Here is a 12,781-nt window from a genome sequence, read left to right as displayed (position 1 = left end):
GGGCGCAGCATCGCCTCGTGCAACAACGGTGACTACGCCTACGACTACGGCTACGCCACGCTCAGCTGACGCGGACACTGGCGGGGCGCTGGCTGCGGTCAGCTCGCGGCTGGCGTCAAGCTTGCCCTTGCGGGCATCAGTTGATCGGTGCGCGGAGTCGCCCTGGGACACGCTGAACGTGAGGTGATCCCGACGACGTACCGATCGAAGTCCAGCAGTATCGGTCGATCGAGGTTCAGCCAGGAATCGCAAGTACCTGACCGGGGCGCCGGACATGAACTAACACCGAAAGGCCGTTCGATGTAGCTGCCATAGTGCCGGCGACGTAGTGCAGGCCGGGTCAATCCACAGCGATGGGCACCCGGTAGTCGGCGACGGCGTGTGCCAGCCGCTCAGACCTGCTTTAGCATCGTCATCTGCTCAGCCGAGAAGTCTGCGGCGATCCTTCTACCTGCTGACCGATGCGGACGCCGAGCCCACGTTCGATGGTTCGCCTGTCGCGGTGAAGCCGAATGAGGAGCGCGTAGTCCTGCTGTCGTCGGCGTCCACGAGCTGATGACGGTCGGCTGGACGGAGGGCCTCGCCGGGGCTGGTGCGCCAGGAGGCGGGGTGCTCGCCCGCGCGGCAACTGGTCGGGTCGCTGCCCAGCCAGTGATCGAGCCGGGAGCGGAAGCCGGGTAGGTAGCGCAGGTGGTAGTCGCCGGCCATCAGTGGTGTGGTGCGGCGGTCGTGGTGGCTGTCGTAGTAGACCCAGAACATGACGGCGAGGTCGTGGGCGAGGCCGGGATGCTGTGGCCAGCAGTCGGGAATGCGTTCGCGACTGGACACCGCGTGCACCAGGTTGTAGTCAGCCACCCACCGCCACACTGTTCGTCGTAGCGCTGCGGCCTCCTCGTCCGACAGGGCAGCCCACGTCCACGGGGTGCGTCGCACCGCGGCGGGTTCGGCGTCCAGCAGAGCCAGCAACACTGCCACGTCCTGCTCGGCAGACGGTTCGAGTGCCGCCGAGACGGGATCCGTCGGGTGGTCGGTCACGGCTGGGTGCCTCCGAGTTGGTTGAAGGTGGCTCGTGCGTCGGCGGCGTCCACGGCCGCTCGGAAGCGGCTATGTTCCCGGCTGCGTGCTTCGCGCACGGTCGCGTCGACGACGGCGACCTCGCGGTGGATGCGGCGGCGCAGCCGGCGACGTTGGTGGATCGTGGGTACGGAGGCGACGAACAGGCCACTGCCTCGGGGGGTGATGACGGCGCGGCCGTCGGCCAGGCGCTGCTGCTCGGAGACCGGCAGGCTGTCCACGCGGGTGACCTGGTCGCCGCCCTGTTCGCGGGCCCGCTCGACGAGGGCGGCGTTGCCCGCGCGGGTGGCCAGTTCGGGGGCGACGGTCATGTCCAGTCCTCCGACGACGGTGACGCCGGCCGAGGCGCGCAGGCTGTCGGCCTGGGCGCCGTAGAGCTCGTCTTCCTGGCTGCTGCTCTGCACCGAGTAGAGGTAGTGGATGCCGTGTTTGCGCATGGTGTTGCCGACGTAGGGCAGGTTGGGCACCACGACGCTGTGCCGCAACTCGTCCAGGACCGCGACGAACGGCACGGGCAACCGGCCCCTGGGATGGGCGAGTGCGGCGGTGCGGGCGGCGATGAACATCTCCGCGGTGAACAACGACAGCAGCGGGCGTACGCGGTGGACGCGGTCGGGGTCGGCCAGCACGTAGACGGTGCCGCCGTCGCGGACGAACCCGGCCATGTCGAACGACCGGCTTGGATCGACGTCGCAGAAGGCGCGGCCTTCGCGGCTGATGAGGGCGTTGATGGTCAGGGCGAGGTAGCGCTCGACGCCGGAGGTGGTGCGGTCGGAGCGGGTGCTCAGGTGGGTGGTGAGCGCGAGCAGGGCGGTGCGGTCGGCGTGCGGGTGTTCGGCGAGCACGCGGCGTGGGGTGGTGTGCTGGGTGTCGGACAGCCACTGGGTGATCTCGTCGAGGCCGTAGCCGCCCAGCGCCGCCGCGTACAACCATGCCGTCAGGACTTCGGCGGCGGAGTTGCGGAAGAACACGTCGTCCTCGCTGCCGCGCCGCTGCGTGCCCGCGGTGTCGGAGCCTGCGACCAGGGCGTGGGCGCGTCGGGTGGCCACGGCGAAGTCGCCGCACCCGTCGATGGGGTTCCAGCGCACCTGCGGAAAGCCTGCGGTGAACCGGTCGACCGGGTCGGAGAAGTCCACCGCGGCGACCGGGTACTCGCGGGTCCGGCGGTGGCGGGGCAGCCGGCTCAACGGTGCCCGCACGGGGCGTGCGGGGCGGTGCTGCCGGGCGAGCACGGTGTGGGTGAACACCGCCGGTTCGATGCTCAACACCATCGCCGGGCCGGGCAGGTCGCGGATGATGGGGATGAGCAGGCGCAGGGTTTTGCCCCAGCCGGTGCGGCCGAGGATGCGGATGTTGTGCTCGAAGTGCGCCCACAGCGGCACCCACGGCGCCCATGGGCGCAGGGGGCGGCCCAGGCGGTAGCCGAACGCGGCGGTGGGCATGGTCAGCCGGGTCCACCACCGGCTCCGCGGCCACGTCACCCGACCTTTGCCGCGGGCCTGCCCACGGCCGAGCGCGCGCCGGACTTCGCGGGCGCTGGCCAGTCCTTCGCGGCGGTACCCGGCCACGGGGGCGACCACGAACGCCAGCCACGCCGCCCACAGCGGCATAGCAGCTGCCGCCGACCACAGCGGGCGCACCGGCCACTGGACGGTCACCGGCCATCGTGCCTCGTCCTCCGGGAAAGCGGCTGGGTCCGGCTCGGCAACGGTGGTGGTCGGGGACGAGGGCCGGTAGGTCGGCAGTCCCAGCAGCCCGCCGTCACCGTGGACCGGTGAGTGCAGCTGGAGCCGAGGTGGGCGCCAGCCCTGCCCGTCGAGCAGGGCGAGCAGCCCTGCGGCCAGCCACACGGCCAGGATCGCGCCGGCCAGAGCGAGCAGCAGGCCCGCGGCACGGCGTCGGCGCTGCTCCAGCGTCGTGCGGTGCCGTCGCAGGATCACCATGCCCGCACCACCGTGGAGTCGAACCCCGCGCGGGTGCGCACGAGGCTGACCTTGACGACGTCGCCGCTCTGGGGTGACTCGACCATGTAGTGCACGCCCTGGAGCGCGCCGAGGTAGAGCGCGACGTGGGTAGCCGGGCGCCCCCAGAACAGCAGGTCGCCGGGCTGGGCCTGCGCCCACGGCAGCGAGCGGCCGAACCGCTGCTGGTCCTGCGAGACCCTCGGCAGGGTGATGCCGACCTGGGCAAAGGCGTAGACCATAAGCCCGGAGCAGTCGAAACCCACCGCCGCGTAGTCGCCGTAGGTGTCGGCCACCCCGCCGTCGCGGATGCCGATGGTGGGGCCGCTGGCGTTGCCGCCGCCCCAGGAGTAGCGGGTGCCCAGGTAGCTCAACGCCGCGGCCACGACCGTGGTGGCTTGTTCGTGGGGCATGGTGAGCGTGCCGAGGATCCCGGCTTCGGGCGGCAGGGTGATCGTGGTGCCGCTGACCAGCACGCGGATCGGCCCGGACCCGCCACCCGGCGCGCACACGATGCCATCGGCACCGTCGGTGCCGCTCTGGGCGGGGATGCCGTCGTAGAGCCGGGCGGCCAACGCGGTGGCCCATCTCTCCCAGCGGGCGTACCAGGAGGCTCCGGCGCCGGATGCCTGCACGGCCTGCGCCGCCTCGGCTAGCGCCACCGCCGGGTCGTCGTAGTTCGGAACCCGCTTGAACAGCTGCTCGTAGAACGCCCTGGCGGTGTCGGCCGGATCGGTCCGATTGACGCCTGCGTACAGCTCGCCCTGCTGCTGGAACAGCCCGAGGCTGCGCCCGGAGACCGCGTTCGGGTCCAGTGTCGACTCCTGCATCGCCGTGGCCAGGGCGATCGCGGTACCGCGTCGCGTCACGCCCAAGCCTTTACCGACGGCGACGACGGTCCGCGCGACGGCCATCTGGTCGGCGTTCAGGGTGGCTTCCACCTGTTCACCCGAAGCGGTTGCCTGCCCGTCCATCTGACCTACAGGTGGGGTGGTGACCGTGCAGCCGCCACGTGGCGGGGTCGCTTCCGCGTCCTGTGCGCCGGCGCTGAGCAGGGCGACCAGCAGAAGCAGGCTGAACAGGGCGGCTGCGCCGCCGAGAAGGCCCTTGACCGTCACCTTCAGCCGCCCACCGCAGCCAGGTCGACCCGCCACGTGCCGTCGGTCTGGCGCAGCATGACCCGGGTCGAGAAGACCGACTCGACGTAGCGCGTCCCTGCGGCGGTGGTGACCACCCGGTCGGCGGTGACCCTCACCACGACCCGCTCCGGGGTGCGGGGCGCGCTGGGCACGACCTGGGCGATGGCCGCAGAACACCTGCCGGTCTCTCCGGCGGCGCTGGCCTGCTCCCAGCTTCGTGCGGCTCGCTCGTCACCAGTGGGGTCGAACAGCGACCAGGCGGCGTCGGTCATCGCCGACTGTGCTCGCCGTTCGGCGTCGCCGAAGCGCTCCTCGCCGGTGGTGAACGGGCACCACCGGGCCAGCCACGCACCCGCCGCGTCCTCTGGACCGGCCAGTTCCTGGCGTGTGGGTGGGCCGGTTGGAGCGGTGACGACGGCGATCGTCGCCGGGTCCGTCGCGGTCCGGGGCTGGGCTTCTGCAGGTGCGACGCCCGAGGTTGGGATGGGCGGTTGCTCCGGCAACGACCACGTGGACGACGAGATGGCGGCGGAAGGCGGAACCGTCGACGCTGTCGAGGTGGCGGACACGACCTGCGTGGGCGCTGATTCGTCACGCTGCTCACCCGGAATTTCGCGGGTTGCATCCGGCTCGTCAGCCCTCGACCAGGCCACGGCCACCACTGCGGCGACCACGGCGACGACAGCGGCGAGGGCCGCGATGTTACGGCTGGTCGGCACGGAGCGCCACGGCGCGCGAGCGCCATCACCGCCCCGGTCGTGGCCGTGGCTGAACCGGTGGTGCAGCTCGGCGCGGCGTTGCGCGCCGAGTTCGCGCAGCTCGCGCCGCCGTTGCGCTCGGGCGCGGGCACCGGTACCCCACGGCCACCATCCGGGTCGGGGGCCGAGCAGGTCGCCTCCCCACAGTGCGCGGCGCACCTGTCGTGCGACCTGCGCCGGACGATCGGCGTCGTCATCGAACTGGTGGCCTGCGGGGGTGGGCGGCGTGGCCTCGTGCGGCTCCGAGTCCCCACGTACCGGGTCGGGATGTGCCATCGGCGCTGGTCTCCTCTCGCTGGTCAACCGGGGTCGGTGTCGTCGCGTCGGCGTCCAGGCACTCGATGCGGTCGTTGCGGCCGGGCCGCATCCGCCCCGCCCTGCTTGACCTGTCGAAGCGGTCGCACGTCTCCGGTGGTGATCCGGTGAACTCCGCGGCGGCTGCGAGTCGGGGGCGGCGGGGTCTTGTCCGGCGGTGCGAGGCCGCGTCCGCCCGGCGGGACGACCCAGACCCGGCGCGTATCGCCAGCAGCCTGCTCGGTGTCGGTTCCGCCGGGCGGTGCGATCCAGCGGCGTGGGCCGACCGCGGTGGCGCGTTCGGCGTCGAACGTCGTGCCGGATCGTGCCTCCGGGTCAGGGCGTGGAGTCGGTTTCGTCCGCACCGCCAAGCCGGGCCCGGAGGTAATCGCAGTTGACGGTCCGGTTCCGTGCGGGCGCGCTCGTCGTCCCCCAGGGCCCTGTGCGTAGGGCTGCACGGCGGTGGACGGTGTGATGCGGGTGGCGGTCGCCTCCACCGGCCCGCGGTCGATGTCCGCTGCCTTGCCTGCCTGGGACTTGAGCTGGTTGCCGGCCGCGCGGGTCGCGACGGTGGCCAGGCCGACTGCGCCGATCGCCGCTCCACCCGCGACCCGCGCCGCGCCGGCGGCGGCGCGGGCGACGCCGCCGATCGCCTTGACCGCCGTGCGCGCGACCGACCGGGCGATCAACGCCGAGCCGACGCCCATTGTCCGTGCGCCCTCACCTCCGGTGAGCGAGTCCACCCAGGACTGCATCTGCACCGCCGAGGTCATCAGGGCGATGTTGAGCACGGTGACGATGAAGAAGCCGTGTTGGCCGACGAGGGTGGCGATGATCGCGGAGGTGACGGTCACGCCGGAGACCGTGGTGGTGATGGTCAGGGCCTGGAGGCTGCGGCCGACGGTGTAGACGAGGTAGCGGGTGCCGGTTGCTCGTGGCCAGCCCGGTATCGGCCACAGCGTGAGGAACACCAGCCCGGCGACCAAGGCGAGCAGCAGCCCGACCGCAGCGTTGAGTCCGGCGATGACCAGGCGGATCAGCAGCAGCGCCAGGGGCAGCACCAGCAGGGCGAGCAGCAGCACGATGCCCAACCGGGCGGGGTCCTGGCCGCGGATGTAGTCGCCGTAGGGGCCGAACTCCTCGACCGCGCCCTGGTTGTCGAGGAGTTCCATCCACCGCTTCCACGTGTCGTCGTTGGCGAGCGCGTGGTGACCGGCCTTGCCACACACCTCCAGGGAGTTGAAGTGCGCCAGGCACCAAGGGGTGGCGCCGAAGTTGGACCACATGCTGTCGACGAGCCGCCGCGTGCCTGCGTGTGGGCTGCCGTCGGCGATCGACGGGGTCGGGAAGCCCGTCGGGTTGTTCGTGGGGGCCACGAATTGGGTGGATCCGGCGATGACGCCGTCGGCGATCTGCTGCCGCGCTCCGTCCACGGTGGTCATCACGGTGGAAGGGCCGGAGGCGAACAGCATCGCGGTGGCGGCGGTGGCGATGACCCAGCCCAGGTCGGTGGCGAAACCTCTGCCTTCGCCGCGCCAGCGGGCGTAGATCATGACCGCGCCGATCGCGACGGTGGCCATGATCAGCGGCCAGAACACGTGGTAGGCGACCGCGTTCACCGCTTGGTCGATCCTGTCGCTGGACTCGGCGTAGACGGTGAGGTTGAGCAGCCACTCCAGCAGGGTCAGCGCGCCTTCCAGCACGCCGAGCACGAGCCACATCAGCAGCAGCGTGATTACGCCCATGATCTGGTACACGGGCAGCGCGACATCGAGCCAGCCCGACGCCGAGTCATCGGGTTTGACCGTGATGCCGTAGTCGGAGAACGAGTAGGTCTCGAACAGCGTCTTCGGGCCGCGACCGGCCAGGTCCGGGCCGGTGATCACGTCGTCGGCCACCGCACCGCGCGCGTGCCCTGCGACGAGCAGCCCCACCAGCCAGGCCAGGGTCATCATGCGTTCCGGCCGCTGCCACAACCAGCGCAGCGCACGCGGGGCGCGCTCGCGCACCGACGCCACCAGCAGCAGCGCGTACCGGCCCGCGTCCCGCGTGAAACCGATGAGGCGAGTGGACATGACGTGGCTGCTCATCGCGCCTCCACCGGAGTAAGCGTGATCGAGTCGACCAGCCACCGGTCCTCGGCGCGGACGAGGCTGACCGTAATCTGCTGGAGCACCTCGTCATGCGCCCGGACCGTGATCATCGTGACCGCGAACTCGGCGAACCTGCTCGCGCTGAGCAGCCGGACCTCCGGCCGCGACCGGTGTCCGGTGGGCAGGCAGCGCGCGTGACGGCCGAGCAGGGCACGCTGCTGCGGCGTCGTGAGCAGGCAGGCGTCCGGATCGTGCGCTTGGTGGCGTTGCGTGAAGACCAGCGCCACTGACACCGGATCGGCGACGTCCAGCGGCACCGCGCGGGCCGAGGGTGGTGTCTCGGGCCACGTCACCGCGATCGTGGCCAGGCTCGCCAACGCGGCCACGGACACCGCCGTCGTGAACCAGCCGGCACCCCGCCCTGCGATCGACGCCCGAGCAGGTGCGACGGCAATCACTGCACACGCTCCTGCTCGTCGGCCCGCAGGTCTTCGACACCGTGGTGGGCAACTGCCTCGTCGGGCGCTGTGTTGTCGGCCGGGGTCTCGTTCCCCTGGTCGTCGTCGCGGTCGCCGCGATGGGCGGTGTCTGCCGGATCGGTGTTGGTGTCGTAGGCGTAGAGGTCGGCGGAGTCCTCGGCGGCGTCGGTGGACAGGGCGCTGGCGATCCACTCGGTCAACCGGTCGAAGGCCACCAGGCCGAGCCGGTTGTGCCGGTCGCGCATCACGCACTCGCCCGGCCTCAGCATTCCCTGTGCCTGTCGCAGACGAGGGCCCGCGTCCGGCCGGTGCAGCAGCACCGCCTGGGCGCGCTGTTCCTCCTGCCCCAGCGCCTCGAACGCCGCCGACATGACCAACTGCTCGACCAGGCCCTCGATGGCGGCCATCTCGACCGCGGACTGGGAGTCCAGCAGCAGGTAGGTCTTGAGCGCGCGGCCGGTGCGGGCCAGCCACTGCACCAGCGACCGGCCTTCCGGGTAGGCGGTGATGCGGTGCAGTTCGGTCAGGGCGACCAGCTTGATCAGCTCCCGCACGTGACGTGATTGCATCAGCGCATACGCCGTGGACGTCCGGAAGGTGGTCATGGCGCAGCGCTGCGACACCGTCCACTGATCGGTCACGCTGCCCGGCTGCGGTAGCCCCAGGCCGTCCAGACGCAGGTACACCAGGCCTCGGCCGGACAGCATCGGCGCGGCCCCCTCCGCCGGGGTGCCCAGCACGGCGCGCACGTCGGACTGGCGGGAACGCACCGCCAGCATCTCCCCCAGCGTCCGTGCCAACCGTGCGCCCGGCGTGTCGCCGGAGGTGGCGACGAGTTCACCGATCACGGCGGCGACCGACCACCGCTGACGAGGGCGGGCCAGCACCCGGTCGATCGCGGACTCCAACGCCGCCTCGCTGCCTCGCCGGTCCTCACCGCTGAGCACACCCAACAGGGCGTCCAGGGTCAGGGCGCGGGCCTCGTCGGAGGTCGGCGCCCACCGCATCGGGTCCATCGATCCGGCCGCGGCCGGCGCGGTGACGTCGACGACCTGCACCGGAACTCCCAGGATGCGGTCGGCGACCTCCACGATGCCGGCCAGGTCGCCCTTGGGGTCGGCCAGCAGGCACCAGGCACCTTCCGCCAACGCGGCGAGCACCGTCAACATCACCGCGGTCGACTTGCCGGACCCGGAGCGGCCGGTGAACGACATCGTCGTGGGCATTCGCCGGTCCTCGGCGGTGCGGGAGACCAGATGCAGCCGCACCGGTCCGGGCGTCGCGCCGAGGTTGCCTCCGATATAGGGACCGCTGAGGTCGCCCACCATCGAGCCACCGTGAAACCAACTGCCGGCCAAGGTGCGCAGGGGCTGGACCTGCCCGAACTCCGGCACGCGCACCCGATCGCCCGGCAGCAGCTCCTTCCACAGCAGGTCCTGGATGTTCGGGGCGAGCTCCAGCGCCACGATGCCGGTGTAGCGGCGACGCAGCGCCTCGATGCGGTCGGTCAGCTCCTCCACGGACTCTGCGTGCACCACCCACCGCGGGTGCGAGGTCGTCAGCACGTCGATGCGCCGCCGCACCTCGCGGTCGCGTTCGGCCAGGGCGAGCTCGGCCTCGTCGATCTCCTCCGGCGGGACGGTGCCTGCTTCACCGGCCTCCAGGCTCTGGGACCTGGTCCACTTGCGGCCGGTGCGCAGGATGGCCAGCGACCCGGTGCGGCCGTGGTTGACCCCGCGTACCGAGGCCTCCACACCGCTCAGTTCGGTCAGCAGTGCCAGCCACTCCCCTCCGGGGATCTCCAGCTCGTCGACGGGAAAGCCGTTGACGGCGGGAACCAGGACCGCCACGTGCCGGGTGAGACCGGTCGCCGCATCCCGGGTGATCACGTGACGGCCGTCGGCGCTGGGCACAACCTCGCCGTGCATGAGCGACACCAGCCGCGCACCGGACAGATCGCCCTCGCCGACCGGCGCGAGGTCGGCGGTGCGGCGCAGCTCACGGGCATACGCCCAGGCGATCACCGCAGCCGGGGCCGCAACACCGCGCAGCGGGCTGTCTTGCACCTGGCCGAACCAGCGCCGCACCGCAGGCTGCAGTTCCTCCACACGATCGTGCGCCTCGCGCAGCAGCGCGGCGCGGGACCGCAACTGCGCGGCGACAGCCTGTCGGCGGCGTTGCCACGGCGATCCGGTGTCGCGGGTGGGCCAGCACACGCCGAGCAGCACGACACGACGCCGGAAATGCCCGACCTCGGCGTTGCGGTCGATGCGGTGAGCGCCCAACTCGACGTAGTAGTCCGCGCCCGGCGCACGGACTCCGGGCAGGGACCTCCAGCTCCGGCGGTAGTCCTCACCGGAGTGCCGCGTCCACATGATCTTGAGGTGGTATTCGGCCTCGACCGGCAACAGGGTGTGCAGCGCCGCGGCCGTGGCCCAGGTGGCGGCCTCCAGTTCGCCGTCCTCCATCAGGTCGGTGGAGCCGTCCGGGATCTGCGCCCACGTCCACACCGCCTCGTCGGTGACCTCCATGCCGTCGGCGATCAGCAACGGCGCGACAGGCGGATCGGCGATCCTGCGGGTTGCCTGCGCCTTGCGCATCACGACGCACCCCCGTCCCGCCGGGATGCCGGAGAAGTGGGGACCAGCTGTGTGGTGACCATCAGCGGCACCGGTCGGGCTCGATGACCGTGCAGGCTCAGCAACGGGTTGCCGATCGCACGTCGACGGGACGGCGCGCGAAACAGCAACCAGTCCCACCAGGCCGCGACCACCATCCGGCCGGTGTCCTCACGCCGCGTGCCATACAGCACGAACACCACCGGCGGAACCAGGAACGCCAGCGGCGCCAGGCGGTGCAGGATCGGCACGCCCAGCAACAGCAGGATCGCCCACCATAGCGCGGCACCGACCACACCGATGAGCATGATCCGCCGTTCCACACCGCGTCCCAGCGGCCTGCCGAACAGCTCGTACTGACGGGTCCGGAGTTTCAGGTGGACGGTGTCGGTGGGCAGCCTCACGTCGTACCGCCGATCACGGACTGGATGATGCCCTTGATGATGTTCTCGGCGGTGTCGGGGAAGAACACGAACACCCCGCACCCCAGGGCGGCGACGATCTGCGCGACCATCTTGCCCGGCTTGTCCTCCATGTAGCTCCAGAAGGCCCGCACGCCCAGCACGATCATCAGCAGCACGCCGAGCAGGGCGAAGATCGCCTGCTTGATGCCCTCCAGGTTGACTTGCTGCAGCGGCTGGGTCTGCGCCAGCTCCACGGTCTGCGCCAGTGCCACGACGCCCACGATGCTTGTCACGGTGATGTCCCGGTGTCGATGCCGATGGCTGCCAGCAACCAGCGGTCGTCCTGGCGATGCAGTCTCAGGCGGTAGGTACAGGTCAGCTGCCCGGCGTTCTCGACCGTGCGCCAGACCACGCTCGCCACGCCCATGCGCTGCTCCGGTGACTTGCCCGGTGGTGCCTGGACACCGCGCCACTGTCGAACCTCGACGAGTACGGCCGCGCCCTGCAGCGACGCGATCCGGGCCCGTGGTGCCCGGACGAAGTCCAGGTCGCCGGTGGCCAGCGCCTCGAAGAAGGTCCGCACGGAAGAACGGGTGTCGCGGCTGAACCGGTCGTCGGATGTCGCGTTCCCCGCGGGCAGGAGTTCCGGCGCGTCGGTGCCGGGGTCGCCGACCAGAGCGGGAGACGCGGCCAGCAGCAGACGACCCTCGTGCAGTGCGAGGGGCACCGCGACGATCAGCCAGCGGGCCGGATGTGCCCGCCACCCGGGCAAAGTCTGCGGTGCGGGCTGCGCGGCGGGAACACCGGGCTCGGTGTCCGGCGAGGAAGGGCCGGGATCGTGGTCCGGCGATTGCGGTGGGGCCTGATCCGGTGGCCCGGAGGTGCCGTCCACGGTGTAGGGCACGACCCGCACGCGCACCGTGACCACGGCGTTCCCAAGGTCTTGACGGGCACGCGCGAGCACGGTGGCGCTGTCGGCGGACTGGCGCCCCTGACCGTCCCAGCCGTCGACGTCGCGACCGGGTACCGCCCACCGCCTCAGCACCTGTTCCCGCCGTGCCCGGTCCTCGGCGTCCCACGACAGGTAGTCCACCGCCACACCCTCGGCCACCGCGTCGAGCGCCCCGTCGGCGATGCCGGGTGCCGAGATCGGACTCGACGGGCGCAGCCGGCCGATCACGGTGGTGATCACGTCGAGCGCGCCCAGGATCGTCAGCACGATGATCGCGGACAGGACCACCAGGCGGCGCGTCCGTATCCACCACGGTTCGCGCACACCGTCGACCATCACGTCGAAGGCGGCCTGTCGCGGCGACGACGTCCCCGGTGTCGACACGGTGTCGACCGGAGGCAGCGGTGTCTGCGGTGGCGGCATCGGGTGTGGCGGTATCCACCGTCCAGTCCCACCGGGAGCTGCTGCCCGCACACCGGGCGTTCCCGGACCTGCCGGTGCCGAGGGCGGCCGGGACGGCGGCCCGCACCGGCCGTCGACCCGCGGCATCGGCTGCCCCACGGTCACGCGGGCATGCCTGTGTGCCGCGCCGAGTGTGGCGCCGGCGGCCCGTGCCGCTCGGCCGACGCGTCGGCCGAGCCAACGCGCACGAACCCGGCGGTAGTCCTTCCCCGCCATCAACCGCCACAGCAGGTCACCGGCCACTACCCCACCTCCGGACGACCGACAACCTCATGAAAAGAGCAGACATCAAGCCCCCTGTGAACACCGCATGGCCGTATCTCTACAACTCGGACGCATGGCGCGATACAGAAACCATAACCGGCCGCCGACCAATGGGAAGAGTTTTTCCCGTGGATCGGAAATTCACGCTGTCACTGGATGAAAAATCCCCATCCGAACACAATCGAGTGCAATGAAACGCCTGACATGCCATGATGACCCTGGTGCGCGACCGGGTCCGCGCACCGTCGGGGAAGCGAACGACCGGTGAAGAGCCGGGCCGTGG

10 protein-coding genes are annotated in these 12,781 nt (G+C 71.2%); all 10 read right to left on the bottom strand.

The annotated features are described in order from the left end of the window. Nucleotides 1-447 precede the first annotated feature (447 nt). Nucleotides 448-1,035, bottom strand: coding sequence for a hypothetical protein (locus ABD223_RS36435; RefSeq protein WP_344041528.1), 588 nt, complete (start codon nucleotides 1,033-1,035; stop codon nucleotides 448-450). After that, nucleotides 1,032-3,017 (bottom strand): type IV secretory system conjugative DNA transfer family protein, encoded by a 1,986-nt coding sequence (locus ABD223_RS36430; protein WP_344041526.1) that lies wholly within the window; start codon nucleotides 3,015-3,017, stop codon nucleotides 1,032-1,034. The genes ABD223_RS36435 and ABD223_RS36430 overlap by 4 nt, the downstream gene beginning before the upstream one ends. After that, nucleotides 3,011-3,976, bottom strand: coding sequence for a C40 family peptidase (locus tag ABD223_RS36425; RefSeq protein ID WP_344041524.1), 966 nt, complete (start codon nucleotides 3,974-3,976; stop codon nucleotides 3,011-3,013). The genes ABD223_RS36430 and ABD223_RS36425 overlap by 7 nt, the downstream gene beginning before the upstream one ends. 179 nt (nucleotides 3,977-4,155) lie before the next feature. Further along, on the bottom strand, nucleotides 4,156-4,836 hold the full coding sequence (locus tag ABD223_RS36420; protein WP_344041522.1) for a hypothetical protein: 681 nt from the start codon (nucleotides 4,834-4,836) through the stop codon (nucleotides 4,156-4,158). Between the two features lie 395 nt (nucleotides 4,837-5,231). Next, a complete protein-coding gene (locus tag ABD223_RS36415) occupies nucleotides 5,232-7,316 on the bottom strand; it encodes a hypothetical protein (protein ID WP_344041520.1) in 2,085 nt (694 codons plus the stop codon). Further along, nucleotides 7,313-7,705: a hypothetical protein gene (locus ABD223_RS36410; RefSeq protein WP_344041518.1), complete on the bottom strand. Its 393-nt coding sequence runs from the start codon at nucleotides 7,703-7,705 to the stop codon at nucleotides 7,313-7,315. The genes ABD223_RS36415 and ABD223_RS36410 overlap by 4 nt, the downstream gene beginning before the upstream one ends. Nucleotides 7,706-7,773: 68 nt before the next feature. Beyond that, the gene (locus ABD223_RS36405; RefSeq protein WP_344041516.1) at nucleotides 7,774-10,398 is read right to left on the bottom strand and encodes an ATP-binding protein; all 2,625 of its coding nucleotides are present in this window, start codon (nucleotides 10,396-10,398) and stop codon (nucleotides 7,774-7,776) included. Beyond that, the gene (locus ABD223_RS36400) at nucleotides 10,398-10,820 is read right to left on the bottom strand and encodes a hypothetical protein (RefSeq protein WP_344041514.1); all 423 of its coding nucleotides are present in this window, start codon (nucleotides 10,818-10,820) and stop codon (nucleotides 10,398-10,400) included. The genes ABD223_RS36405 and ABD223_RS36400 overlap by 1 nt, the downstream gene beginning before the upstream one ends. Further along, nucleotides 10,817-11,113: a hypothetical protein gene (locus ABD223_RS36395; RefSeq protein ID WP_344041512.1), complete on the bottom strand. Its 297-nt coding sequence runs from the start codon at nucleotides 11,111-11,113 to the stop codon at nucleotides 10,817-10,819. The genes ABD223_RS36400 and ABD223_RS36395 overlap by 4 nt, the downstream gene beginning before the upstream one ends. Then, complete coding sequence (locus ABD223_RS36390) at nucleotides 11,110-12,156, bottom strand: conjugal transfer protein (RefSeq protein WP_344041510.1); 1,047 nt, start codon at nucleotides 12,154-12,156, stop codon at nucleotides 11,110-11,112. Before ABD223_RS36390 ends, ABD223_RS36395 begins: the two co-directional genes overlap by 4 nt. Nucleotides 12,157-12,781 lie beyond the last annotated feature (625 nt).

The organism is Saccharothrix xinjiangensis (assembly GCF_039527585.1).
Taxonomy (GTDB): Bacteria; Actinomycetota; Actinomycetes; order Mycobacteriales; family Pseudonocardiaceae; genus Actinosynnema; species Actinosynnema xinjiangensis.
The sequence above is the reverse complement of the archived record's forward strand: the minus strand, read 5'-3'. Positions and strand labels throughout refer to the sequence as shown.